Genomic DNA, 25,587 nt, shown 5'->3' with positions numbered 1-25,587 from the left:
GAAAAACCAAAGGAAAATTGACCTGTAAATTGTTATAATGAGAATATGAATGATATTTTCCAACTTACATTGATTTTGGTCGCATCTTTGATCGCGACTTTAATCGCAAGAAGAATTAAAATCCCAGCAGTAGTCGGTCAAATACTTATCGGTATTGTCTTGGCTCCTGCTGCTTTGGGATGGTTGCAAGGGGGCCACACGATTGAGGTTCTCTCTGAAATAGGTGTAATCTTGCTGATGTTTCTGGCAGGGCTAGAGAGTGATTTAGGTGTGCTGAAGAAAAACTTTAAGCCTGCTTTATTGGTCGCTTTAGCTGGAGTCGTTGTACCCTTACTCGTTTTTTGGGGCGTGACTGCACTGATGGGTTACGCATTTTCAACGGCTATTTTTTATGGTATAGTTTTTGCGGCCACCTCGGTCTCCATTACCGTTGAGGTTTTACAAGAATATGGTAAACTTTCTACAAAAGCAGGGTCTATCATCTTAGGAGCAGCAGTCGTTGATGATATCTTGGCTGTCCTTGCTTTATCAATCTTTACCTCGACCAACAGCTCCTCAGGTAATCTCCCTCAACAGTTCTTCATGGAGTTTCTCTTTTTAGTCTTTTTAGTCATTGTTCACAAGTTGATACCGAAGGTATGGCAATTTGTAGAGAAATTACCTGTCTATGCGAAGAATACGACAGCGGCTTTGATCCTTTGCTTGGTTTTGAGCCTTTTAGCTGATGCAGCAGGGATGTCCGCAGTTATTGGATCTTTCTTTGCAGGTTTGGCTTTGAGTCAAACTGATGTGTCACATAAGATTGAAGAATACAGCTCTGCGATAGCCTATGTTGTCTTTATACCCGTTTTCTTCGTTTCGATTGCTATTTCAGTAACTTTCGAGAGTATCTTTGAGCATCCATTATTGATTCTTTTCTTTACACTTTTAGCAGTCCTTACTAAGTTTGTTCCTGCATATTTTATTGGTAAATCAACAGGACTTACGACATCAGAAAGTGCCTTAGTGGGTACAGGTATGGTTTCGCGAGGAGAAATGGCGCTTATTATTGCTCAGATTGGTCTTGCTTCCCAGGTGATTAATAGCGATATTTATTCTGAACTGGTTATTGTGATTATCCTGAGTACGCTTATTGCACCATTCTTGATTAAACTCTCTTTGAAAAAAGGCTGAGTTGACAATAATAACAGACATATTACGATAAAAATGATAAAATAGTCAAAGTATAAAAAATGGAGGGGTTCCTTATGTCAAACTGTCAAGTAGTTAAACATCCACTTATTCAACACAAACTTTCAATCCTACGTCGTGCGGACGTATCAACAAAAGAGTTCCGTGAACTCGTAGATGAGATTGGTATGCTCATGGCTTATGAAGTATCTCGTGATTTGCCAGTACAAGATGTTGAAATCGATACACCTGTTGCGCATATGACTGCGCAAGAACTTGCAGGTAAAAAATTGGCCGTTGTACCTATTCTCCGTGCGGGTATTGGTATGGTTGACGGTATTTTGAAACTCATCCCCGCAGCGCGTGTAGGTCATATCGGTATGTACCGTGATGAAGAAACTTTTAAACCTGTGGAATACTTGGTAAAACTTCCAACAGATATTGCTGAGCGTCAAATCTTTTTGGTTGACCCAATGTTAGCTACTGGTGGCTCAGCGATTCTTGCAATTGACAGCCTTAAAAAACGCAATGCTAACAACATTAAATTCGTTTGTCTTGTAGCAGCACCAGAAGGTGTTAAAGCAGTTCAAGAAGCTCATCCTGATATCGATATCTACGTAGCAGCTCTTGATGACCATCTTAATGAGCATGGTTATATCGTTCCAGGTCTTGGAGATGCTGGAGATCGTTTGTTTGGAACAAAATAATTAGTGAAGATTTTAAAACACCTTACTGTGAGGTGTTTTTTTGTAAGAAAAAGCAGTTTGAAATAAAAAATAAAATTCTGAGCTTAAATAGTTTACAAACGTAAATTGATGTGTTAAGATTACAAGTGTAAACATAAAAAAAGAAAATAAAAGGAGACATTACTATGTCATTTATCAACTCACTTAAAAATCGTCGTTCAATCTATGCTCTTGGTAAAAATGTTAAAGATGGAGATCAAGCTGTAGAAACAATTAAAGACGCTGTAAAACATAGCCCATCAGCCTTTAACAGCCAAACAACTCGTGTACTCATCGTTACAGGTGATGCACAAGAAAAACTTTGGGGTCAAATCGTTGCTGACGAATTGAAAGCAGCAATGAAAGCTCAAGGTGTTCCAGACTCAGCTTGGGAAGGCACAAAAGCTAAACTTGATGGGTTCAAATCTGCGTATGGTACTGCTCTCTTCTTTGAAGATCAAGATGTCGTTAAAGGTTTGCAAGAACAATTTGCCCTTTATGCAGATAACTTCCCTGTATGGAGCGAACAAGCCTCAGGTATCACTTCAGTAAATGCTTGGACAGCTCTTGCTGAAATTGGTGTCGGAGCAAACTTGCAACACTACAACCCAGTTATTGATGAAGCTGTTGCTAAAGAATGGAATATTCCAGCAAACTGGAAATTACGTGGACAACTCGTATTTGGTTCTATTGAAGAAGAAGCTGGCGAAAAAACTTTCATGGAAGATGATGATCGTTTCATTATTGCTAAATAAAAAGAATAAAGGCCCTAGGGCTTTTTTTTGTGAGAAAAATTATAATCTGCTATAATTAAAGAAGTTAGAGCTAATCGTAAAGATTAGATAAGCTGTTATTTTAAAAAAGATTTGTCTGTTTATAAATGAAGCATGGGATATTCCTAAGTATCTTTAAACGGAGTGAACATTTAATAAAGGAGAATACATGGAAGCAAAATTACTCAATAAAGTAGTTATCAAGCGTAATGGTCGTGTCGTTGATTGGGATTCATTCCGTATTCAAACAGCTGTTTTTAAAGCTGCGATTAATGGAAAATATAAAGACAAACCACTGCATGCCAACATGATAGCAAACAATGTAGCTAAAGTTGTTGGAAAAGTCATTGCAGAAATTCCTTTTGATAAGATTGAAATTGACACGATTCAAAACCAAGTTGTTAACCAGCTCAATGACTTTGATAAAGAAGTAGCAAAAGATTTCTTAGAATATAAAGTCAAACAAGAAATCAATCGTAAACATTAAGCAATAAACAGCAAAATCAAAATATAAAAGAAAAACAGATTCTCCGAGAATCTGTTTTTTTAGTTCTTAGGCCGTATTTATAAAAAAATTATATTCTTTTAAAGGGATTTCACGCGTTTGTCATTAATTTAAAATTTATCGTAATATTATTTCTTTATATCTTTTCTTTTTGATAAAATTTGTAATATAAGAAGTTGTTAAGAGATATTACGTTATTGATATTATTTTCTAATACAATAAAAGTAATTATTTCATAAAATTATCAAAATTACGTTCAATAAAATTACAATAGATCCATTCATTTTAAGGAGGACTGTACCATATATGGCAGAAAGAAAAGTAATTAAAGCAAAAAAACAGGCGATACGGCGCGCACGACTAAAAAGGGCAGGCACTGTCGCAGCCATGCTTCCACTCGTCATGTCTAATGGAGCACCCGTAGCAATGCTTATCAGAGGTCGGCATAATGAAGCAACACCCGGGATTGAGCAGTTGGCGGAAGTTTCCGAGCAAGAGATAGCGGACGTTATACTGCCAGAGATTTCGGTAGAGGAAGAAGTCTCCATCCAGGAAGTATCAGAAGTTGCGCCACCGTTTACTCTACCCCAAAACTTTATCGCCCCAACTTTTTCAGAAACGGATTTTGCGCGTTATGAAAAAGAGAATGAAGCAGAACAAGGAGCTTATCTGGGAATTGCCCCTGTAGCGGGAGACTGGAGCGTAAAAGATACGTGGCCTTGGATGCAGATTCTCAACGTACGGTGGCTCACACATAATCGTGTTGAAATCCGGTTTGATACAATGCGTTTTGATAACGCGAACCCACCAGCTGAGATTGGCAGATTAGGTGGTGGTCAGATTAAAGACATGGAACTGAAAGTAGGGGTCGGCAATGATTTTTTGGATGAGGTAAGATTAATCAGTGGAGAAGGCAATAATACCTATGTGATTGTATTGGAGGGAATAACGGAAGATATCTTTGGTGACATTACTGTTTATGCCGGGGATATGCATCCTCAACAAGATAGGTCTTTCCGCCTTCAAGGCGGCTTCTTGCCACCTAATCCGCATGTGCCCATCGTTCTCACAGAGGAACATATACATCAGGGAAGTGTTGCTTACAAGTTTGTGGATGATGATGTTTCTGTTTTAGAATCTGGTGTGAGACATTGGCCCGTATTGGAACTCTCAATGCTAGGCTTTACAGGCACTTTTAATTTTAACCGTAAAATACAAGATATTCAGTTTGCAAGTACAGAACATGCCGGTCTCTCACAGATTAACTACGGGACGGTAAACTGGGTTGAGATTGCAAGCGAGATTGAACAGGAACTCAATCGGCAAGGTGCTCTCCTTGTAGGGCAATACTACGAAGTAGATGTTTCTGCCTTACAAGCGAGCTTCGTGAGTACAGGACTTTTTCAGCAAGGAGAAGTACGTGAAAATATTCCTGTGGCATTACAAGATATTAAGATTAATCGTGGTGAAGTAGCTTCTCGTCCTTTTGATGGTACTCGCTCGGTAGGGCATATCGTTGAGCATCTTTCTCTAGACTTTGAGATTAAAATGGCGAATGGCGATATCCATGAAGTTATAGGACTAGAAGTGAAACTTCCTGTGGAGAGTTTACTTTATGATCGCGCAGGACTTTGGGCTTCTTTTGTTCATCTCGATGGACATGAGAGGCAACATGAGAAAGTCCATGCAGCTGTTATTCAAGCTGTCGAATCCCTTTCGCTTTCGTATGAACTTGACGAAGCTTTAGTCCAGCTATTGACTAATCGTATTGTTGCCCAGTCAGCTGTAAATATTCCGACAAGTCGGGAGAATGGTCTTTATAGGGGACAGATAACACTTGCTGACGAAGGTTTTACGCCCACGCTTCTTAGTCAACTCCAAACAGTGAGCAGTAAGGAATTTGATAATACGAATATTGTCCGAGCTCAGAATAATCAAGAGCAATACACGTTTGAATTTGCCATCATGGGAGATAACTCTGTAGATGGAGGGAAACTCCGTTTTGCTACAGCTGTCTTATCTGTGAACCGTGAAGCTTTAAGTTTTGCCAACTCTTATGTTGGCACGCATCGAATCGAGGTAGATACAGATGTTTATCAGAACTTAGTATTTACTACTCGACAAGGCGATGCTTTTGACGCAGAAGACTTGCAGGCATTCAAAGCGCAATATGGGACTCAAATAACAGAAAAAATTCAAACCTTAGCAGAAAATGGCGGGCTCTTTAATGATGCCCAGATTACGCCTAGACCTGTGAGATGGACAGCAGGCCTTGTCGATAACAAGATTTATGATGGGACTACTGATGTGTCAGGAATTGTCCGCCCACGTTTAGAAGGCTTTATTGATGGTGATACTCAAATTATTGAAGTCGAGCTTGGCGATTTAAATGAACACCTCCGTTTTGCTAACAGTTTACCAGGGACCTGGCTGATTGAAGGGTTGGACTTTGAAGAAGAAAGTATGATTATCCGCCATGATCTTAACATCGCAGGGAACTTTAATTATGCGATTGTGGGAGAACCATCTTTTAATCCTGCCACTATCTCTCCTTTGGTTTTAGATATTAATGATATGGGCCTCCTTAACTTTGAAAAGGGGAAAATTACGCGTCAATATGATGGGACGAAAACTTATACTGGTAGTTTGAGTCCAATCTCTGTCATAATCGATGGTTTGGATGATGAAAATGCCTATCAGTTTGTTTTCTCTAGTGAAGCGGAATTTTATTTTGATGAGCGCCACGTCACAGGCGACTATATACCAGTACGTTTAGGGAACACAACTATTGGTTTGCGACGCGTTGGGGGAACAGTACAGCCTGTTGAACTCTCTGCAAACTTACAAGATAAACTCGTTGCTTTACTTTTCCTTGGTCAAATTACCCCACGTGAAGTTTTTTGGGAAATGGGAACAGTAGAGGACAAGGATTATGATGGAAATACTTCCGCTATTATTAGAAATATGCCTCAACTTTTCTCCACTCCTGCAAGTGAAGGAGATTTCGGAATTCATGACTTAGATAAAGTAGGCGTTGAGGCTCTTATAATAAATAATGGTTCAGCAGCTTTCCAGTCCGAAAATGTTGCTCATAATACTCAGGGAAGTATCACAGCCCAAGCAGTCATTGCAACAGACGGCTGGACTATCAGCGGTGGGACATATGCCCGCAACTATGTTATCGTCCCTCACCCTGATGCAGAAAGCATTGGCTTTGAGTTACCACAAACACTTTTTGGTCAGTCCGCTTTTGATATGCCAGATTTCTTCTATACAGAGCTTGTGAAGCCAAGGTTTGCTGATGCAACTATTCATCCGCTAGATGTGCATTTTGTCGGTGGCGCTTTACAAAATGACAGTAGGACGTATACAGGGATGAGGATAGTGCCCGAAAGACAGGAGTTCGATGTGCCAGTGCTAAGTACAATTCTTGGGGCTAAGCAAAACTTGTTGAACTCGGAGAAATCGACAGGTAGAGTAAGGGCAGTTGTGGGCGACTTTGTGCATAATAACAACCTTGATGTAGGTACAGCAGTTTCGGCCTTATCAGGGTGGAGCATAGAAGGGTACTATCATACTAACTATCGTTTAGTAAATTCTCCTGATATTGAGTGGGAAATCACTGCTAAGAAGATAGAACTATGGGAAGATGTAGCTGGTGCGCAGTCGGGATTTGTGACCAAACGATTTGATAACACTGTGAGCTTCTCCGAAGCTCAAGTCTTTACTCTACCTCGTTTGTTCACAGATAATTTGGATATTACAAACTGGCAACTTAGGTATAATTCGCCAAATGTACTGGGAGCGACCTCTCTCATTGTAGAAAATTCCGACTGGGTAGGCGAGCAACTCAATACCTTACTTGGCCCTAACCAAGTATTAGCCGATAATTTTGACTTTACGAGCCTCTTTGCAGCCCAAATAGAACCTCGTATCCTGAGCTGGGAAAATGGAACAATCCCTTCACGCCCATACAATGGTACAACTAGTATTAACACCGATAATATTGTTTTACCACACTTAGTTCCGAAAGGACCCGAGCATGAGATATTAGACAATCATGTAACGCTTGCTTATAACTCAAACCTTTTAGAGAATCTTACTTTTGATGATGTTCTTCCTGGAACTTATGAATTTAACTGGCATGAAGCAGTGGGGTTAGAAGTCTTATTTGATGAGAGCAGACATCAAGATAACTATATTGTTCCCCAGCTTAATAATGCGCATGCTTCCATCTTCCCAACAGCCTTTAATAAGGCAGATTTGGATGAAAACTTTAGTGCCAGTGGCCGAGAATATGATGGTCAGGTAGATATCATGGATAATCTCTTCATGGCTCATATTCAACTTGAAGGTGGGTTGATTCTCATTTTACCTTATCATGTGGAAGGGTTACGGTTTGCAAATCCAAACGCTGGTACTTATCAACTCGAATTTGACTCTATTACGCTTGACGTCAAATCAGAGCTTTTCTATCCTGAAGATATTGCTGATATTCAAGGACAAATTGAGACTGCAATTCTAGAATATCGTGATGCGCAAATCATCCCCCGTCATATCGAATGGACTGAAGGTCGAGTGGCTAACAAGGAATGGGACGACACTTATGATATATACCAAATCCTTGTCTTACCAGACTTAAGACGACCAGATAATGATTTTGAAAAGGCCATTGTGGCGCGTGATCAGGAGAGGTTCACTATAACTCAGGGAGGGGCAAGATTTACTCAAAAAGATGTAGGAATTGACATTCCAGTAGTATCTGACGGATACTGGAGTTGGTCGACTACTGACGGCTCTAGCCATCCCCTATCAAATTATATTTTTGAAGGGTACCAAGCCGGTATTTTACCTCAACCGAGTTTTGAGGCAGCCAGCATCACACAAGTTTCAGTCATAGATGTAAAACCAATGCCAGAAAATCCTAATGACATGAAAGCTAATATTCTTTACATTCAGTCAGGCTATATTGAACGGCAATATAATGGTACCTCTCAGATTGACTTAGTAGAAGATGTAAAGAGCCAGCCAGAGTTTTCTCTACGTAACGCACAAGATCAAGTTATCATGCTCTCACTAGAACAACTAGAAGAACTTACGGTTAATTTCTTAGATAAAGATGTCGCCTATGATAATAACAATGTTGCAGATAAAGAAGTTATTACAAATATCAGCGGCTTAACTCATACCGGTATTGAGCTTTCTGATAATCATATACGTGAGATTGAACGCCTACTCTTTACGGGTCGGATTACTCCATGGGAACTTAATAAAGAGGATGTTCACAACTTAGAGATCGCCTTTGAAGGTAATCGGGTGATTCATCATGTTTATAATGGTAAAACGGACTGGTTAGTTCCAGAGGGTCTGGATAATGATGGAAAGACGATTAAAATCTTCCCAGAACTTTGGATTGAGCTTGTGACCACAGGGGAGAATATACCCATCTTATTTAGTGAAAACTACGTTATATCCTTTGCGGATCGTCATGCAGGTACGGATAAGCAGGTAAACATAGATGGCTTCTATTTAGACTCTCAAAATGTAAGTCTGCACGGTGAACTTAAAGAATGGATGCGTAGTGAATTGATAACGGGGCATATCAGCCCTCTGACCATCCGCTGGACCAAAGGTCAGGTTGCAAGACGTCACTATGATGGTACGAAAGAGGCGGTAATTGATGTTCCACCTACATTGCCTATTTTTGCTATTGATCTCCCAGAAATTAATAATCCAGATGCAGGGGTAAATATTCAGACTGGCCAAGCCCACTTTGATACTGCCGATGTACGCTATGATGAGGCTGGAAATGTTATTGCTATGCCAGTTCATGCCTCGGGGACAGACGACTGGGGTATCTCAGGAAGATATTCAGGAAACTATTGGCTACAGCCTACACTCCTCAGTACCTTAGACTCGCTTCTTCCCTTAAATGAAGTACTCTCATCTTTCGTTCCTCGACCTGTACAACGTGTCAATCCATTATTTGAAAGCCAGATTATTGATCCTATTCGACTTGGATTTAACGGGCGAAAAATTGCGGAGCGTGTCTTCAACTATGACAGCTACTTTACGCCAGCGGAGAAGTCTTATGAGTACGGTAGCGAGGCTGGTTTCACGGATTCTGAGAAATGGATAAACATGGACACGGGACAACCTATGGATGTTATTGGGGATTATTACTTAACGATAAGCTTTGTGGAACAACTCTCACGTTTAGCCAATGGTCAGCCGCACGTTTCTGAAGACGAGTTAGTCTTTGTGGATAGTCAAGGCAATGTTATTGATAGGGCAGATGTTTTTGTCGAATTACGCGACGAACAAGGCAATCTCAACCGTAACTACGAGTATGTCTTTGGTGATGATGTTGAAACGATTGGGCGTATTACCAAAGCGGAGGGCTTCCCCGTGACTAAACCTCAAGCAGCGCATGTTGGGGAAACGGAGATTGAGCTCTTCAACTCTCACATCATGATGCACCGAAACTTCTTAGAAAATATGCCGATCATCTTTGAACCTTTTACTCTCAAGGAAGCTGATACAGCACTTCGTGAGTCGGAAAGTTCACTTGCTGAAGCTGCAACCTTTGATCCAGGCCCTTATCTTATCGAATATGCGGTTTCAAGGTCAGAAAGACCAGAGGATTTAAGTGATGATGCCTGGCAGACTTCAACTCTCTTTACAGGATTGTTGCCAAGCACGGAGTACTTCCTGTTTGCCCGCCAAGCCGACCATCATAATCGTTATGAGGGAGAGATTATTGTTGGAACTTCTGTAGTCACCCGAGAAGAAACCCCGCGTGAACCTGAAAACGGTGGAACAGAGGAAGAAGGTGAACGCCCAGATACTAATGGTTCAGGAGAAACAAATGATCCGGGAAATAATGATACCTCAGAGGATAATTATATTCAGCCGGAAGATGAAATCAGGGACGAAGAAGATAGAACAGAGAGAAGCGAAGCCCAAGGAACTAGGGCAGAATTACCAAGTACAGGTACTATGCTAGGTTTAGGACTAGGAATTACGGGTCTCGTCGCACTGGCAAGTGCAGCTATCTTGCGTAAAAAAAATAAAAAGGATTAAAATTTATTCTAATCTAAAAAACAGCCTTGGAAACGAGAAATTTTGTGTATTTTCTCGTTTTTTTGATGAGAATACTAAAAATAAACAATAGGATTTACTGTGTGCCAATATTGGCGGTAGAATCAAACTTTTTTCTGAATATGAATGAATAACGTGTGAAATTTAGGTAAAATAGAAAAGAGGATGAGAGTATTGTCCGCTAAATCTTAGATAATACAGGAGACATATATAATGAAAAAAAGAGGCATTCTCTTAGTTAATCTTGGTACCCCTGAAAGTACATCGCCCAAAGCACTAAGAAAGTACCTAAGAAAATTTCTGTCGGATAGGCGCGTGATTAAAACGCATCCGCTTCTATGGCAACCCCTCTTAAATGGGGTTATACTCAACACGCGCCCTAAAAAGTCAGCGAAGCTTTACGAAAAAATTGTTAAAGATGGAGAATTTCCTCTTCTGACTTATACTTTAGCACAGGAGAAAAACCTTAAAGCTCTCTGCCCAGAGATGGAAGTGGCTATAGGGATGTCTTATAGCGCACCAAGTATTGAGACAAGTTTGGATCAATTGCTAGCCAAAGGTGTTGAGGATCTGACTGTACTCCCCATGTACCCACAATATTCTGGCACTACGGTAGGTTCTGTATTTGACAGTGTAATGAACTATTTCATGAAAAAAGATCATATCGTTGACCTTAACTTTATCCGTTCTTTTTATAAAGAACCGCTTTATATTAAATATTTTGCTGATAAGATTAAAGAAGCTTTAGATAAAGAGGGCGATCTTGAGGCTATTGTTTTCTCCTATCATGGTATTCCCCTTTCCTATGTAAAGGATGGGGATGCTTATCCAGAAGAGTGCACAGAAACGACACGATTAATTATGAAACAGATAGGAGACGTTCCACATTACCAGACATATCAGTCCAAGTTTGGTCCAGCAGAGTGGCTAACGCCAGCCACAGATGATACTTTGAAAAAGCTACCCTCACAAGGTATTAAAAAAATACTGATTCTGGCGCCAGGTTTTGTAGTAGATTGTCTTGAAACCATTGAAGAACTTGAAGAAGAAAATAAAACATATTTCCTGGAAAATGGTGGCGAAAAATATATCTATCTTTCACCTTTCAATGATGAAATGGCTTTTGCAGAGCTTGTAAAAGAAAGAGTAGAGCGAAAATAAATATTCTTTTCAAAAAAATCAAATAATTTACAAAAAAGACTTGACAAAAGATAAATAAAGACCTAAAATGGTGAATAGAGACAAGTCTTTAACCAATTCTTTCCAAGAGAGCGAGTGGCTGGTGTAAACTCGTATTGTAATTGCTAAAGATACCACTCGAAAAATTCTTCCTGAGAACAGGGAGCGTCGCTGACACGTTACGTCAAAGATGAGAAAATTTTAAAGGTTTTTTGTAAACCCTAAAATTAACTAAGGTGGTAACACGCAGTTTGCGTCCTTTTATGAGGAAGCAAAACTGCGTTTTTTTATTTTCCTAAAACTCATCTCTGCAATACTAAACTACGTTAACAAAAAAATTGGAGGCTTATATGATAAAAATCACTTTCCCCGATGGTGCTGTCAAAGAATTTGAGGCAGGCATCTCAACCCTTGAAATCGCGAAATCAATCTCGCCTGGTTTGGCTAAAAAAGCCTTGGCTGGTAAAGTCAACGGCAAACTTATTGACGTGACCCGTCCAATCAAAGAAGATGCAGACTTTGAAATCGTGACACCTGATCATGAAGATGCTTTTGGACTTCTTCGTCACTCTGCAGCTCACCTTTTTGCACAAGCTGCTCGTCGTCACTTCCCAAATATCCATCTTGGTGTAGGTCCAGCTATCGAAAATGGTTTCTACTACGATACTGATAACGAAGAGGGTCAAATCTCAAATGATGATTTGGAAAAAATCGAAGAAGAAATGCGCCGTATTTCAAAAGAAAACTTCCCATCAATTCGTAAAGAGGTAACTAAAGAAGAAGCTAAAGAAATCTTTGCTGGCGATCCTTATAAACTTGAGCTTATTGAAGAACACAATGAAGATGAAGGGGGCTTGACTATTTATAGCCAAGGCGAATACACTGACCTTTGCCGTGGCCCACACGTCCCATCAACAGGCTTTATCAAATTCTTTAAATTGCTCAATGTAGCAGGTGCTTACTGGCGTGGAAACAGTGATAATGCCATGATGCAACGTGTTTACGGTACAGCTTGGTTTAACAAAGAAGACCTAGAAGAAAACCTTAGAATGCGTGAAGAAGCTAAAGAACGTGACCACCGTAAACTAGGACGCGAATTAGATCTCTTCTTCAATGAAGCTTCTTTGGGTGCTGGTACAGCTTACTGGCTTCCAGATGGTGCAACTATTCGTCGTACCATCCAACGTTTTGTGGAAGACCGTGAAATCGCTGCGGGTTACTTACATGTTAATACACCGAACTTGATGAACTTAGATGTTTATAAACAATCCGGTCACTGGCAACATTATCATGAAGATATGTTCCCACCAATGGATATGGGTGATGGTGAGCAAATGGAACTCCGCCCAATGAACTGTCCATCACATATCGCAATTTACAAACACCATGTACACAGTTACCGTGAATTGCCTATCCGTATCGCGGAATTCGGAACAATGCACCGTTATGAAAAATCAGGAGCACTTTCAGGACTTCAACGTGTACGTGTGATGCAGTTGAATGATGGTCATACATTTGTTACACCAGATCAAATCCAAGAAGAATTTGGTAAGATTCTTGAATTGATTATGGAGATGTATCATGATTTTGGTATCGATGATTACAGTTTCCGTCTGTCATATCGTGATCCAGAAGACACAGAAAAATACTTCCCAGATGATGCAATGTGGGAAAAGTCACAACGTATGCTTAAAGCAACCATGGATAATATGAATCTTGATTACGTTGAAGCAGAAGGTGAAGCAGCTTTCTATGGACCAAAATTGGATATTCAAGTGAAAACTGCTTTGGGTAATGAAGAAACACTTTCAACTATCCAATTGGACTTCCTTAACCCTGAAAACTTCGATATTACTTATGTGGGTGCCGATGGCGAAAAACACCGTCCAGTCATGATTCACCGTGGCGTAATCTCAACATTGGAACGCTTTACAGCTTACTTGATCGAACTTTATAAAGGTGCATTCCCAACTTGGTTGGCCCCTACACAAGCCATCATCATTCCAGTAAACAATGAAATCCACGCAGACTACGCATGGGAAATCAAAAAACGTTTGCAAGAAAAAGGTTTGCGTATCGTCGTTGATGAAACGAATGAAAAAATGGGTTATAAGATTCGTCAAGCCCAAACTCGCAAAGTTCCTTACCAAATTGTTGTGGGTGACCAAGAAATGGCAGATGGTACTGTGAACATCCGTCGTTATGGTTCTACTGATACTGAAGTAATCAGCCTTGACCAATTTATCGAAAACATCCAAGCAGATGTTGCAAACTACAGCCGTAGTAAATAATAAAAAGAGAGGAAACTCTCTTTTTATTATTTAGCTAGAAGAAGTCTTGTTTTCTAAAAAATCCAGAATACAAGCGCATTCACGACTTATAACTAGAAAAATAGTTCACAAAATGCTATACTAAGACAGTAATAGAAAATATTCGGAGGAATTTGAAATGGCAATCGTTTCAGCAGAAAAATTCGTACAAGCCGCTCGTGACAATGGTTACGCTATCGGTGGTTTTAACACAAACAACCTTGAATGGACTCAAGCTATCTTGCGCGCAGCAGAAGCTAAAAAGACTCCAGTACTTATCCAAACTTCAATGGGTGCTGCTAAATACATGGGTGGTTACAAAATGTGTAAACTCCTTATTGAAACTCTTGTAGAATCAATGGGTATCACTGTACCAGTAGCTATTCACCTTGACCACGGTCACTTTGATGATGCTTTGGAATGTATCGAAGTGGGTTACTCTTCATTGATGTTCGACGGTTCACACCTTCCAATCGAAGAAAACCTTAAACTTGCTGAAGAAGTTATCGCAAAAGCTCACGCTAAAGGTATCTCAGTTGAGTGTGAAGTTGGTTCTATCGGTGGTGAAGAAGACGGTATCGTTGGTGAAGGCGAACTTGCTCCTATCGAAGATGCAGTAGCTATGGCTAAACTTGGCGTTGACTTCCTTGCAGCTGGTATCGGTAATATCCACGGTCCTTACCCAGAAAACTGGAAAGGTCTCCACATCGATCACTTGACTAAATTGAACGAAGCTCTTGTTGAAGCTATGGGCAAAAATGTTCCTATCGTATTGCACGGTGGTTCAGGTATCCCTGACGAACAAATCCGCGAAGCTATCGCTAACGGTGTAGCTAAAATCAACGTAAACACAGAATGCCAACTTGCATTTGCAAAAGCAACTCGTGAATTCGTCGTTGAATTTAACGCTAACGAAGCTGAATACATGAAGAAAAAACTCTTCGACCCACGTAAATTCTTGAAACCTGGTTTCGACGCAATCACTGCATCAGTTGAAGAACGTATCGACGTTTTCGGTTCAGCAAACAAAGCTTAATCTCTGATTATGCCCAGAACAATTTCTTTAAAATTGTTCGAAACACAGCATAATTCGCTTTTAAAACATGATTAAATAAATGTCTGCCATTTTTGGCAGGCATTTTTTATTTTCTAAACTGATAATAATTTTAAATGCCCTTAGAATAAGAACTTAGGAAATAGTGAGAAAAAATGAAGTCAATAAGATTAAAAATGGAGAGATAAAATGGTAAACTTAAAGGAGTAGTAAAAAATCCTTGTAGAGCAGCATACTTTATCAGCAAATGTTGGTCTGTCAAGGTAGCCGAAGTTAATATTATCTCATTGAGTATGAAAATCGGTCTAAGTTTACTTAACTCCAGCGCATAGCAAAAGAGAATATGAGGATAAAAGGAGAAAATATGGTAGAAATAGCAAAATTTTCAACAAAAGGATTGAAGTTAAATAAAAAACGTAAGAGTGGAGCAGTTACAGACAACTCACAATTTAAAATACCTGAAACTGTTGAGAAAACCATTAGCAAGGAAAAAGCGCATAAGGTACATAGAACTATCCATGGCGCTTCACTTACAGCTGCGGGAGTAGGTGCATTGCCGCTTCCTATCGCGGATGCCTTAATTTTGGTACCTATTCAGCTGAAGATGTTGCGAAATATTTATAAAATATATGATGTAAAATTCAGTGACAAATTTGTAGTCAATTTTATTAGGGTAACACTTATCCCTTACATTGGGAGGTCTCTCTCTAGTTTGATTCCTGGTGTGGGAAATGTAGTGAATGCTTCAATTGCTGCAGCGATTACAGAAGCTGTTGGTTGGAGTGCGGCAGCCTCGTTAGAAAAAGGAATTGACTTTACAAAAGATACTGAAAAGATCGAAAGTTTAGTTACAGGAACTCTAAAAGATCTTATGAAGCATAAGAAATAAAAAAGAACTTGCTAATTTTAGCAGTTTTTTTTTTAAATTTTTTCTTGACAATAAATTAATAATAAAGTATACTAATATAAAAGCGGTTTCATAAAAACGGATAGTGATTATTAAGTTAAGCTAGACCTTATCATACTCTATTTTTACATAGGGAGATAAGGTCTATTTTTGTGGAATATGGGGTGAATTGTGGAAATCAGAAAGATCCTAAACAATAATGTAGTTATAGCAATCAACAGCAGAAATGAAGAAATCATTCTTATGGGTCTGGGTATCGGATTTTCAAAGAAAACGGGTCAAGCTGTTGAAGTAGATAAAATTGAAAAAGTATTTGGCTTAAAAGTGACTTCGGATATTCAGAGCTTTTCTGAAATATTAAATGAGATTCCAAGTAAAATTATTGAGTTGTCAATGTTAACCTTGGCTGAGGTTAAGACGAAGTTTGACAAAGAAATCTCAGATACAACTCTTGTTGCTTTTGCCGATCATCTTCATGCGGCCCTTTTAAGGACAGAAGAAAATATCTCAGTTAAAAATTTTCTGCTCTGGGATATAAAGCGTTTTTTCCCAGAAGAGTTCAAAATATGTCTAAAAGCATTGAAAAAAGTAAAAGAGCAGTACAATGTTGAACTGCCCGAGGACGAAGCAGGTTTCTTGACAATGCATATCGTCAATGGTACTTTGGGCGCTGGACATGAGTATGCGATGCAGCTGACCAAACTTATGGAAGAAATACTGACGACTTTGAAGTACACGCTGAAAATAACTTTTGATGAGCAAGATATCTACTTCCAGCGCTTTATTACCCACTTAAAGTTCTTTACTGAGAGGATTTTATCTGGAAGTGTCCGAGTGGAAGAAAATGATAAGGAACTTTTCGCCCTTATTATGCGTAAGTATCCCAGTGCTTTTCTAGGTACACGAAAGGTTTCTGAGTTTTTAAAGAAAACACGAGATTACGAAGTATCAGAAAGCGAACAGATTTATATGACCGTGCATCTTGCACGAATATTGGAGAAAGTCCAATAATCTTAACTTTGGTAACAAATGGATCGTGACATTAAGTTGGCGAAACCTCTAAAAAATATATTATTTGGAGGTTTGTGATGGGCAAATATGAAGCTCTTGCAAAAGACATTGTAGCAAATGTGGGAGGGAAAGAAAATATTCTCTCACTAACAAACTGTATTACGCGACTGCGTTTTAAGCTAAAGGATGAAACACTCGCAAATACAGACGTATTGAAGAAGACAGATGGCATTGTGACAGTGATGCAAGCAGGTGGTCAATATCAAGTTGTTATTGGCAACCATGTGCCAGATGTTAGAGCCGATGTGGATGGAGTTATTGGAAAGCTGGAACAGAACTCTTCACAGACAAAGAGCAAAGTCACTCTTTTTGATCAATTTGTTGAAATGATTTCTGGGATTTTCCAACCAATTCTCGCTCCTTTAGCTGCAGCTGGTATGATCAAGGGACTTAATGCAATTCTGTCCTTTGCACTTGGTGCAAGTTTCCAGGCATCTTCGACTTATGCCTTGCTTAACTCAATGGGAGATGGCTTGTTTTTATTCTTGCCTATCTTTATTGGTTATACGGCTATGAAAAAGTTCAATGGTTCACCTTTTGTGGGAATGATGATAGCCGCAGCTTTGGTTTATCCCGGTTTTGTAGATGGTGCAATTACGAAAACATTCGCTGAAAGTGGTGGCTTGAATTTCTTTGGCATCCCCTTCTCAGTTCCCCCTGCAGGTTATGGGTCATCAGTAATGCCGATCATTGCGATTACAGCTTTTGCTGCTTTTCTTGAAAAGCAACTAAAAAAAGTTATCCCGGATGTGGTGAAACTTTTCTTAACGCCATTTTTTACGGCTTTAATATCAATTCCGCTAGGCTTTCTCATCATTGGACCCGTAATGAATATCGCTTCTGATGGCTTAGGAAAAGGACTTATTGCTCTTCAAGGCTTTAGTCCAATAATATTCGGACTCGTATTAGGTTTTTCATGGCAAGTTTTGGTTATGTTTGGCTTACACTGGGCGATTGTACCTTTTGCAATCATCTCTCTCGCACAAGGGGAACCGACTTCATTATTGATAGCAGCAAGCTGTGCTTCCTTTGCACAAACAGGTGCTGTGGGAGCAGCCATGCTGAAAACTAAAGACAAACGTTTGAGAGAATTAGCCATTCCAGCTTTCATTTCAGGATGGTTTGGGGTTACAGAACCTGCTATTTATGGTATAACCCTTCCTAAAAAACGTCCATTTTGGGCTTCATGTGCAGTGAGCGGTATACTCGGGGCAGTCGCGATGGCGATGGGTATCCAAGGTTACACTATGGGTGGACTTGGTGTATTTAGTTTTACTACGAATATCAGTCTAGAAGGTGATATTTCTGGTGCTGTTAAGATGATGATTTTGGCAGCAATTGGTGTTGTTGCCGGATTCGTGCTCACATGGATGCTTGGATTTGAAGATGAAGTTCCTGAAAAAACAGAAAAATCAACTCATGACTTAAACGCTACTGTCTCAAAAAGAGCTAATGAAGAACATATTAGTACACCTTTAGAAGGAAAAGTCCTTCCACTTGCAGAAGCAAAAGATCCAGCCTTTGCTGCGGGAGTAATGGGGAAAGGTGTAGTGATTGAGCCAACTGTAGGGGAAGTGTATGCACCCTTCGATGGCAAAGTAATGACTGTTTTCCCAACTAAACATGCTATAGGTTTAATATCGGATCAAGGGACAGAAGTCCTTATCCATGTAGGTATTGATACTGTGCAGTTAGAGGGAGAAAACTTCGAAGCCTTTATTACACAAGGGCAAAATATCAAAAAAGGTGACTTACTTCTTAAATTTGATATCGCCGCAATTGAAGAAGCAGGCTATAGCACCCAGGTACCAATTATTGTGACAAATACAAGCGACTTTATTGATATCGTTCCTACAGAAAAAGTCTTTCTTCATAAAGGTGAGGAACTACTCACAGGTCTTGTCGAAAATGTCAGTAATTTGACAGTTCAGCCAATATAAGTAGAGGAGAGAAAAATGAGCTTTAAAAAAGACTTTTTATGGGGTGGTGCAATCGCTGCTAATCAAGCGGAAGGTGCTTATAATGTCGGAGGAAAAGGGCTGTCTGTTGCAGATATGAAAACTGTGGGAGGACGCACCAAAGAACGACTTTTTACACCAACTCTTGAAGAAAATACCTATTATCCTTCACATCGTGCTATTGATTTTTATCATCATTATAAAGAAGATATTGCTTTGTTTGCGGAAATGGGATTCAAAGTATTCAGACTAAGTATTAACTGGTCACGTATTTTTCCACAGGGAGATGAAAAAGAACCAAATGAAGAAGGTTTGCTCTTTTATGACAAAGTCTTTGATGAATGTATCAAACATGGCATTGAGCCTTTAGTCACGCTCAGTCACTTCGAAATTCCATTAGGGTTAATGGAGAAATATGATGGATTTTTAAGTAGAGAGACAATCGATTTCTATGTGAATTATGCCACAACTTGTTTTGAACGATATAAAGATAAGGTCAAATATTGGATTACCTTCAATGAGTTAAATTTTGGCACAATGCCCCACGGGGAACTTACTGTTCTAGGGCTTCATCCGCATGGTTCGTTTCCTCTCAATGCTATACCTGAAGATGAGACAAAGAGATTTCAGGCTTTACATCATACTTTTCTGGCAAGTGCAAAGGCAGTGATTGAAGGTCACAAGATTAACCCGGAATTTCAGATTGGTTGTATGATTGCCCACTTGACAATGTATCCTTTATCACCCAATCCTGCAGACATCCTTCAAACGAAAGAATATGATTTACTTGTGAATAAGTTTGTGGGTGATGTACAGGTCAAAGGCAAATATCCCCCATTAATAAAAACATATCTGAAGAATAAAAAGATTGAAATTAAAAAAGAAACTGGGGATGCTGAGCTGTTGCAAGAAGGAACAGTGGATATGTATACATTCAGCTATTATATGACGCTTTGTGTGACCACACAAGAAGGGGCAGAACCTTCTATGGGAAATCTCATGGGGGGAGCCGCAAATCCTTATTTAGAAGCCAGCGAGTATGGTTGGCAGATTGATCCTATTGGCCTTGAATATACTTTGACTGATTTGTATGATCGATATGAAGTTCCTTTGTTTGTAGTTGAAAATGGCTTAGGAATGGAAGATAAAGTGGAAGAAGATGGCACGATTAATGATGATTATCGCATCGAATACTTTGAGCAACATATAAAAGCTATGAATCGTGCGGTTGAGTCAGGTGTCGACTTACTCGGTTATACACCTTGGGGCTGTATTGACTTAGTTTCTGCTGGAACTGGTGAGATGCGCAAGAGATATGGTTTTATTTATGTAGATATGGATAATGACGGAGAAGGAACACTGAAACGTTCAAAGAAAAAATCATTTGATTGGTATAAAGAAGTAATTCGTTCAAATGCAGAAAATATTTTAAAGGAGAAATAAAATGACTTTTAAGCAAGATTTTTTATGGGGTGGAGCAACTGCAGCAAATCAACTGGAAGGGGCTTACGATGTTGATGGCAAAGGCCTCTCAGTTGCTGATGCTATGCCAGGAGGCAAAGAGCGCCTCTCCATCTTAAATTCAGAATCTTTTGATTGGACAATCGATGAGGATAAGTTTGTTTATCCTAACCATAAAGGTATTGATCATTATCATCATTTCAAAGAAGATATCGCCTTATTTGCAGAGATGGGTTTTAAAGCTTACCGTTTTTCGGTAGCATGGTCGCGTATATTTCCTAAAGGAGATGAACTAACGCCTAATGAAGCAGGGTTACAATTTTATGATCAGTTGATTGATGAGTGCTTAAAATATGATATTGAACCTGTTCTGACAATTTCTCACTATGAAATGCCGTTGCATCTTGCAAAAGAATACGGAGGCTGGAAAAATCGAGACTTGATTGAGTTTTATGTCCGCTATGCCAAAGTGTTATTGGAACGTTATCAAGACAAAGTAAAATACTGGATGACCTTTAACGAAATCAACTCCGCAACCTTCTTTGCTGCACTCAGTCAAGGCCTAGTTCCCTCAAACGGCGGAAATGATAAGAAAAATATCTTTCAAGCATGGCACAACCAATTCGTTGCTAGTGCCCAAGCAGTTGAATTTGGCCATTCCTTAAACAAAGACTTACAGATTGGATGTATGAGCATTTACTCTACAACCTATGCTTTTGATGCGAATCCTATAAATCAAATGGCAGCGCAACAAAGTATTCAAGAATTCAACTATTTTTGTAATGATGTCCAAGTACGTGGCGAATATCCAGCTTTCACCAAACGTCTTCATAAAAAATATAATGTAAATGAAGAAGATTTACTCATTACAAAAGAAGATTTGGAAGTGTTGAAGAGAGGCACGGTTGACTATATCGGTTTTAGTTACTATATGTCATCAGTAGAATCCCAAACAAAAGAAGGAGTGGAAGCAAGTGGTAATATGGTCCTTGGCGGTGTGAAAAATCCATTCCTTGAAGAAAGCGAATGGGGTTGGGCTGTAGATCCAGATGGTTTACGTTATGCTTTAAATGATTTGTATGGACGTTATCAGATTCCACTCTTTATAGTAGAAAATGGACTAGGTGCCATTGATAAAGTTGAAGCTGACGGAAGCATTCAGGATGATTATCGTATTGACTACTTACGCAGACACATTTCTGCTATGGAAGAAGCAGTGGAAGATGGCGTGGATCTTATGGGCTATACGCCTTGGGGGTGTATTGACCTTGTATCTGCATCAACAGGGGAGATGAGCAAACGCTATGGTTTTATCTATGTTGACTTAGATGATGCCACACAAGGTACAGGAAAGCGCTCAAAGAAAAAATCTTTTGACTGGTATAAAAAAGTTATTGCTTCAAACGGACAGATTTTATAAACCAAAAAACCACTAGAATATAGTGGTTTTTTATTAAACTTTCTCTCCTGGACGACAGTGATGATACTTAAAGTCTTTTCATTGACGTCATTCCAGGTATAGAAAAATTTTAGTATCTTAAAAAATTGATTTTTATTTTGATAATACTATTGACACATCTCGGGGGCTATTGCTGTATTTAGAAGTAAATTTAGTCTGCTAAAAAATCACAGACTATTCGGCTAAAATTATTAGGACGAAAATAAAAGCTAAGATGACTTCCTAATGGAATAATGAGTAGCTGGCTATTAGGGATGTTATTTGCAATATCTTGGGCGTGAGCTGTTTTTACCACATCAAATTGACCATTTACTACAAGTGTGGGTACTGTGATGGCACGGAGTTCCTTAATATCTTGCAGAACATCTTCTAAAAGAAGTTTTAGGGCTGGAGAATTTTTATGAGTGATACTAGAAAAAAGGTTGAGAAGTTTTACTGTTAGACGTACTAAGGAGTAGAGCCCACTATAATTAGAGTTCCCTGCATTGAGAATTAATCTATGCACCCGTGCAGGGTAACGACTAGCGAGAAGCATGGCAATATTTGCTCCATCGCTAAAACCCAGAAGATTAACCTTCTGGAGTTTTTCAGCTGCCATAACCTCTAAGACATCTTGAGTTAAGCGGCTAAAGCTCAGTTTTTTTCCTTTAAAGGTACTTTTGCCATGTCCACGTGTGTCAATAGCAAAGCAAGTATAGTGTAGTTTGAGTCTTTTAATGAGTCTCTTAAAAATATTGCGGGTCTGTGAATTACCATGCAGAAGAAGAAGAGCAGGCCCTTGCCCTTCTACAGTATAGTAAATCTTCACCTTGTCACTTGTAATAACATATTTTTCCATGTTTTTGTCCTTGATGTTAGTATAGCAAATTAAGCCTAAAAAGGGGATATATAAAAAATAAACAATGAATGTAAAATAATGACTTATATTGGTTGAGCAAACTACTTATTTTTGTTAGAATGAAGGGAAGAAATGGTTTATTAAAAAAAGATAATAAAAAAATATGGTTTTTCTATAATTTCGAGGAGAGAAAATTGTCTATGTCTAAAGTTAAATATAAACATATGAAGAAAAAAGAGCATAAAGCTTTTCCAAAAATTACTTTGAGCGCAGCAGCCGTTTTGGGTGTTACGGCTTTTGGTGCTACAGCTCATGCCGATAGTCAGCTAGCAGTTAGTGTGGAAAACCAAACAACACCAAGCACAGAAACTAATACAAATGAAGTAATAAATGTAGATTATGCTACTGGAGAACAGCTAGAAAATAATACGAATTCGGGTGAATCACTCAATACAGGTGAAGACGGAAGTGTTAGTACACCTGTTGATCCAGAAACACCAGTAGACCCAGAAACACCAGTTGATCCAGAAACACCAGTAGACCCAGAAACACCAGTTGATCCAGAAAAACCAGTAGACCCAGAAAAGCCGGTAGATCCAGAAACACCAGTAGACCCAGAAAAGCCGGTAGATCCAGAAAAACCAGTAGACCCAGAAAAACCGGTAAATCCAGAAAAACCTGAAAAACCAAAGCCAGAAAAACCAAAACCTTCAACACCAAAACCGCCAAAGCCAACTTCACCATCGAAACCAACAACCCCGAGCACTCCCGCACCTTCAACACCTAATTATAATAATTCAGCACCTGTTTATACCGCTCCAAGTTATACCGTACAAGATGCAGTAACAACTTATAAACAGGCCAATACAGATGGAAACTTGAAGTTTAATAAAACTAAAATTGCTGTACCACCTTTGACTAAAATCAATAATAAAACACTTGAAGATTTTATCAAGAGTATTGCACCACGTATTTCACAGCTGGCAGGTCAAAATAATCTCTACGCTTCTTTGATTATTGCTCAGGCTATTTTGGAATCTGGTTATGGACATAGTAACGTTGCTTCTATCTATCATAACTTGTTTAATATTATTGGAGCCTTCAATGGCCAATCAGTAACAATTTCTTCAGGAACTTATCGTGCATATGATACCTATGATCAGTCTCTCGTGGATTATGTCAATCTTATGCTGCATGGTACTACATGGAACAGTAAAATTTATGCTGGAAGTTGGAAGGTGAACAGCGACAATGTGGAAGATGCCGCACGTTCTCTACAAGGTATCTTTGCGACAGATCCCGAATATGCAGCAAAATTGATTCAAATTATTAAAGAATACAATTTAACACAATATGATGATATCGATAATTTGTCAGAAGAGTTTAAAAATCTTGCTGCCCCTGCGAGTCCAGTATTAGAAGCTATGCCAAGCGACTTGAAATTCCCTAAATATAACGGTAAACAATATCCAGGAGCTGCAAGCTATGCTTGGGGAAACTGTACACAGTATGTGTATAACCGTATTCTTCAATTAGGTGGAAAAATTGGACAATATATGGGTAATGGAGGCGTTTGGGGCTCAAATGCAGCCGCTCAAGGCTATTACACAACAACTATTCCACAGCTTGGCTATGCAGTAAGTTTCCCACCAGGTGTAGCGGGTGCCTCTGCAGAATACGGCCACGTTGCCTTTGTGGAGAAAGTAAACAAAGATGGTTCTATCCTCGTATCAGAAATGAATGTGAAGGGATTGAATGTTGTGGATTACCGTACAATCTCAGCAAGTGATGCAAGCTTATCCACATATATTCAACCTAAAAAGTAAAAAACTGTTTCGAAAGAATCAGTTTTTTTCTTAACTAAAAAAATAATAAAAAAAAATCAGTCCAAAGACTGATATTATCCACAGCAAAATATGAGATAATCTAAACATAGAGGTTGACATATACCTCAGTTCTATAACAGGAGGAACAAAAAAATGAATAAAAAAGATAGAATTATGGACTTGATGCGCCGAGGGATTATTTCGGAGGATGAAGCATTAGAATTGCTTGATAAATCCAATCCCATGGCTGAAGAAGGCCAAGCTGAAAACAAAGAAAAATTTAATTACACAGATACAGAAGGATTTGTCAATCATGATGTTGACTTTGTAGATTCATTCAAGGGTATCATGGATCAACTCGTATCCAAAGGAAAAGTCGTTTTCAAAGATGCTTCCAAAGCAATTGATGATAATATTGATTTTTCTAAAGGATTTCCTAAAGTAAAATCGACAACTAAAACTGTGGAAAAAGATATCAATGAAGAATTTAATTCAATCAACTTAGATATTAAAGCGGGTAAAATTGCCGTTTATCCTGGTGAAAATGCTCACGTTAAAGCAGAGTATAGAATCTATGGAGCAGTAGATCAAGAAAAGATTGAGGAATATCTTTCTGAAAAAACTAAACTTGAAGTTACAGATGGGATTTTAGAAATTTCTACATCAGACAGTCTACGTACTTCAGTAAATCTTGAGCTTTACTTACCTGAAAAAGTTTATGAAACCTTTGATTTTAAGTTTGCACATGGGGATATTAAAGTCGAAAAAATTTCTGTGGATAACTTGAAGATTGACCAAGTCAATGGCGAAGTTGAATTAACCGAAACAAAAAATAAAGATATTGATGTTTCCATTAAAAATGGTGAAATTAAGATTTTAGATGGCTTAACAAGTGGCCTTAAACTTACATCTGTGAATGGGAATATTAGAGTAACCTCTGCTTTTGAAGATGGTGAGGTGAACTTGGTCAATGGTAATATTCTATTGACTCAAACTCAAGATACAGCACGTAAATTAATGGTTAAAAATGTCAACGGAGATGTGAAACTCTCTGTGCCAGAATATCTTGGCTTAGTTGGACATGTCCGTACAGTTTTCGGAGGCTATAAAACACGTTTGAACTTGGATAATCCATTTGAGGCTAGCCGCAATGGTGCTGCAGTAGTCCGTACTGGTCCCGATACATTAACATTTGAACTTGAAACAAAATCTGGTACTATCTGGCTTAAAGATGTCGATTAAGTAACTCGC

Annotated in this window: 16 protein-coding genes; 15 read left to right on the top strand and 1 reads right to left on the bottom strand. The window is 39.0% G+C overall.

Features of this window, described 5'->3' with window-relative positions:
• The first annotated feature begins 45 nt into the window (after positions 1-45).
• The 13 genes from I6G50_RS07255 (at position 46) to I6G50_RS07195 (ending at position 21,633) form a co-directional block, all read left to right on the top strand.
• Positions 46-1,173, top strand: coding sequence for a cation:proton antiporter (locus I6G50_RS07255; RefSeq protein WP_004259610.1), 1,128 nt, complete (start codon positions 46-48; stop codon positions 1,171-1,173).
• A 74-nt stretch (positions 1,174-1,247) separates the two neighbouring features.
• Positions 1,248-1,877: a uracil phosphoribosyltransferase gene (gene upp / locus I6G50_RS07250; RefSeq protein WP_003133406.1), complete on the top strand. Its 630-nt coding sequence runs from the start codon at positions 1,248-1,250 to the stop codon at positions 1,875-1,877.
• A gap of 164 nt (positions 1,878-2,041) precedes the next feature.
• The gene (locus I6G50_RS07245; RefSeq protein ID WP_081168582.1) at positions 2,042-2,650 is read left to right on the top strand and encodes a nitroreductase family protein; all 609 of its coding nucleotides are present in this window, start codon (positions 2,042-2,044) and stop codon (positions 2,648-2,650) included.
• A 187-nt stretch (positions 2,651-2,837) separates the two neighbouring features.
• A complete protein-coding gene (locus tag I6G50_RS07240; RefSeq protein ID WP_197908371.1) occupies positions 2,838-3,155 on the top strand; it encodes an ATP cone domain-containing protein in 318 nt (105 codons plus the stop codon).
• 324 nt (positions 3,156-3,479) lie between these two features.
• Positions 3,480-10,256 carry an LPXTG cell wall anchor domain-containing protein gene (locus I6G50_RS07235; RefSeq protein ID WP_197908370.1) on the top strand — a complete coding sequence of 2,259 codons (6,777 nt, stop codon included), beginning with the start codon at positions 3,480-3,482 and terminating at the stop codon, positions 10,254-10,256.
• A gap of 231 nt (positions 10,257-10,487) precedes the next feature.
• Positions 10,488-11,435: a ferrochelatase gene (gene hemH, locus I6G50_RS07230; protein ID WP_197908369.1), complete on the top strand. Its 948-nt coding sequence runs from the start codon at positions 10,488-10,490 to the stop codon at positions 11,433-11,435.
• 368 nt (positions 11,436-11,803) lie between these two features.
• Positions 11,804-13,744, top strand: a complete 1,941-nt coding sequence (gene thrS, locus I6G50_RS07225; RefSeq protein WP_004259574.1) for a threonine--tRNA ligase — start codon at positions 11,804-11,806, stop codon at positions 13,742-13,744.
• A 157-nt stretch (positions 13,745-13,901) separates the two neighbouring features.
• Positions 13,902-14,798: a class II fructose-bisphosphate aldolase gene (locus I6G50_RS07220; RefSeq protein ID WP_004259571.1), complete on the top strand. Its 897-nt coding sequence runs from the start codon at positions 13,902-13,904 to the stop codon at positions 14,796-14,798.
• Between the two features lie 382 nt (positions 14,799-15,180).
• Positions 15,181-15,705: a YcjF family protein gene (locus I6G50_RS07215; RefSeq protein WP_232252343.1), complete on the top strand. Its 525-nt coding sequence runs from the start codon at positions 15,181-15,183 to the stop codon at positions 15,703-15,705.
• Between the two features lie 189 nt (positions 15,706-15,894).
• Entirely contained in the window at positions 15,895-16,734 is an 840-nt protein-coding gene (gene licT, locus I6G50_RS07210) for a BglG family transcription antiterminator LicT (protein WP_197908368.1), read from the top strand.
• Positions 16,735-16,811: 77 nt separating this feature from the next.
• Complete coding sequence (locus I6G50_RS07205) at positions 16,812-18,734, top strand: beta-glucoside-specific PTS transporter subunit IIABC (protein ID WP_197908367.1); 1,923 nt, start codon at positions 16,812-16,814, stop codon at positions 18,732-18,734.
• A gap of 15 nt (positions 18,735-18,749) precedes the next feature.
• On the top strand, positions 18,750-20,195 hold the full coding sequence (locus I6G50_RS07200) for a glycoside hydrolase family 1 protein (protein ID WP_197908366.1): 1,446 nt from the start codon (positions 18,750-18,752) through the stop codon (positions 20,193-20,195).
• A gap of 1 nt (position 20,196) precedes the next feature.
• Positions 20,197-21,633, top strand: coding sequence for a glycoside hydrolase family 1 protein (locus tag I6G50_RS07195; protein WP_197908365.1), 1,437 nt, complete (start codon positions 20,197-20,199; stop codon positions 21,631-21,633).
• Positions 21,634-21,823: 190 nt separating this feature from the next.
• On the opposite strand, the gene I6G50_RS07190 is transcribed toward I6G50_RS07195, so the two are convergent.
• Positions 21,824-22,510: an alpha/beta fold hydrolase gene (locus I6G50_RS07190; RefSeq protein ID WP_197908364.1), complete on the bottom strand. Its 687-nt coding sequence runs from the start codon at positions 22,508-22,510 to the stop codon at positions 21,824-21,826.
• 200 nt (positions 22,511-22,710) lie between these two features.
• Between I6G50_RS07190 and I6G50_RS07185 the strand changes: the two genes are divergently transcribed.
• Positions 22,711-24,336: a glucosaminidase domain-containing protein gene (locus I6G50_RS07185; protein ID WP_197908363.1), complete on the top strand. Its 1,626-nt coding sequence runs from the start codon at positions 22,711-22,713 to the stop codon at positions 24,334-24,336.
• Positions 24,337-24,489: 153 nt separating this feature from the next.
• Positions 24,490-25,578 carry a DUF4097 family beta strand repeat-containing protein gene (locus I6G50_RS07180; protein ID WP_004259547.1) on the top strand — a complete coding sequence of 363 codons (1,089 nt, stop codon included), beginning with the start codon at positions 24,490-24,492 and terminating at the stop codon, positions 25,576-25,578.
• Positions 25,579-25,587: the final 9 nt, after the last annotated feature.

It is taken from the genome of Lactococcus garvieae (genome assembly GCF_016027715.1).
GTDB classification, from domain to species: domain Bacteria; phylum Bacillota; class Bacilli; order Lactobacillales; family Streptococcaceae; genus Lactococcus; species Lactococcus garvieae_A.
This window is presented reverse-complemented; position numbering and strand designations above follow the sequence as displayed.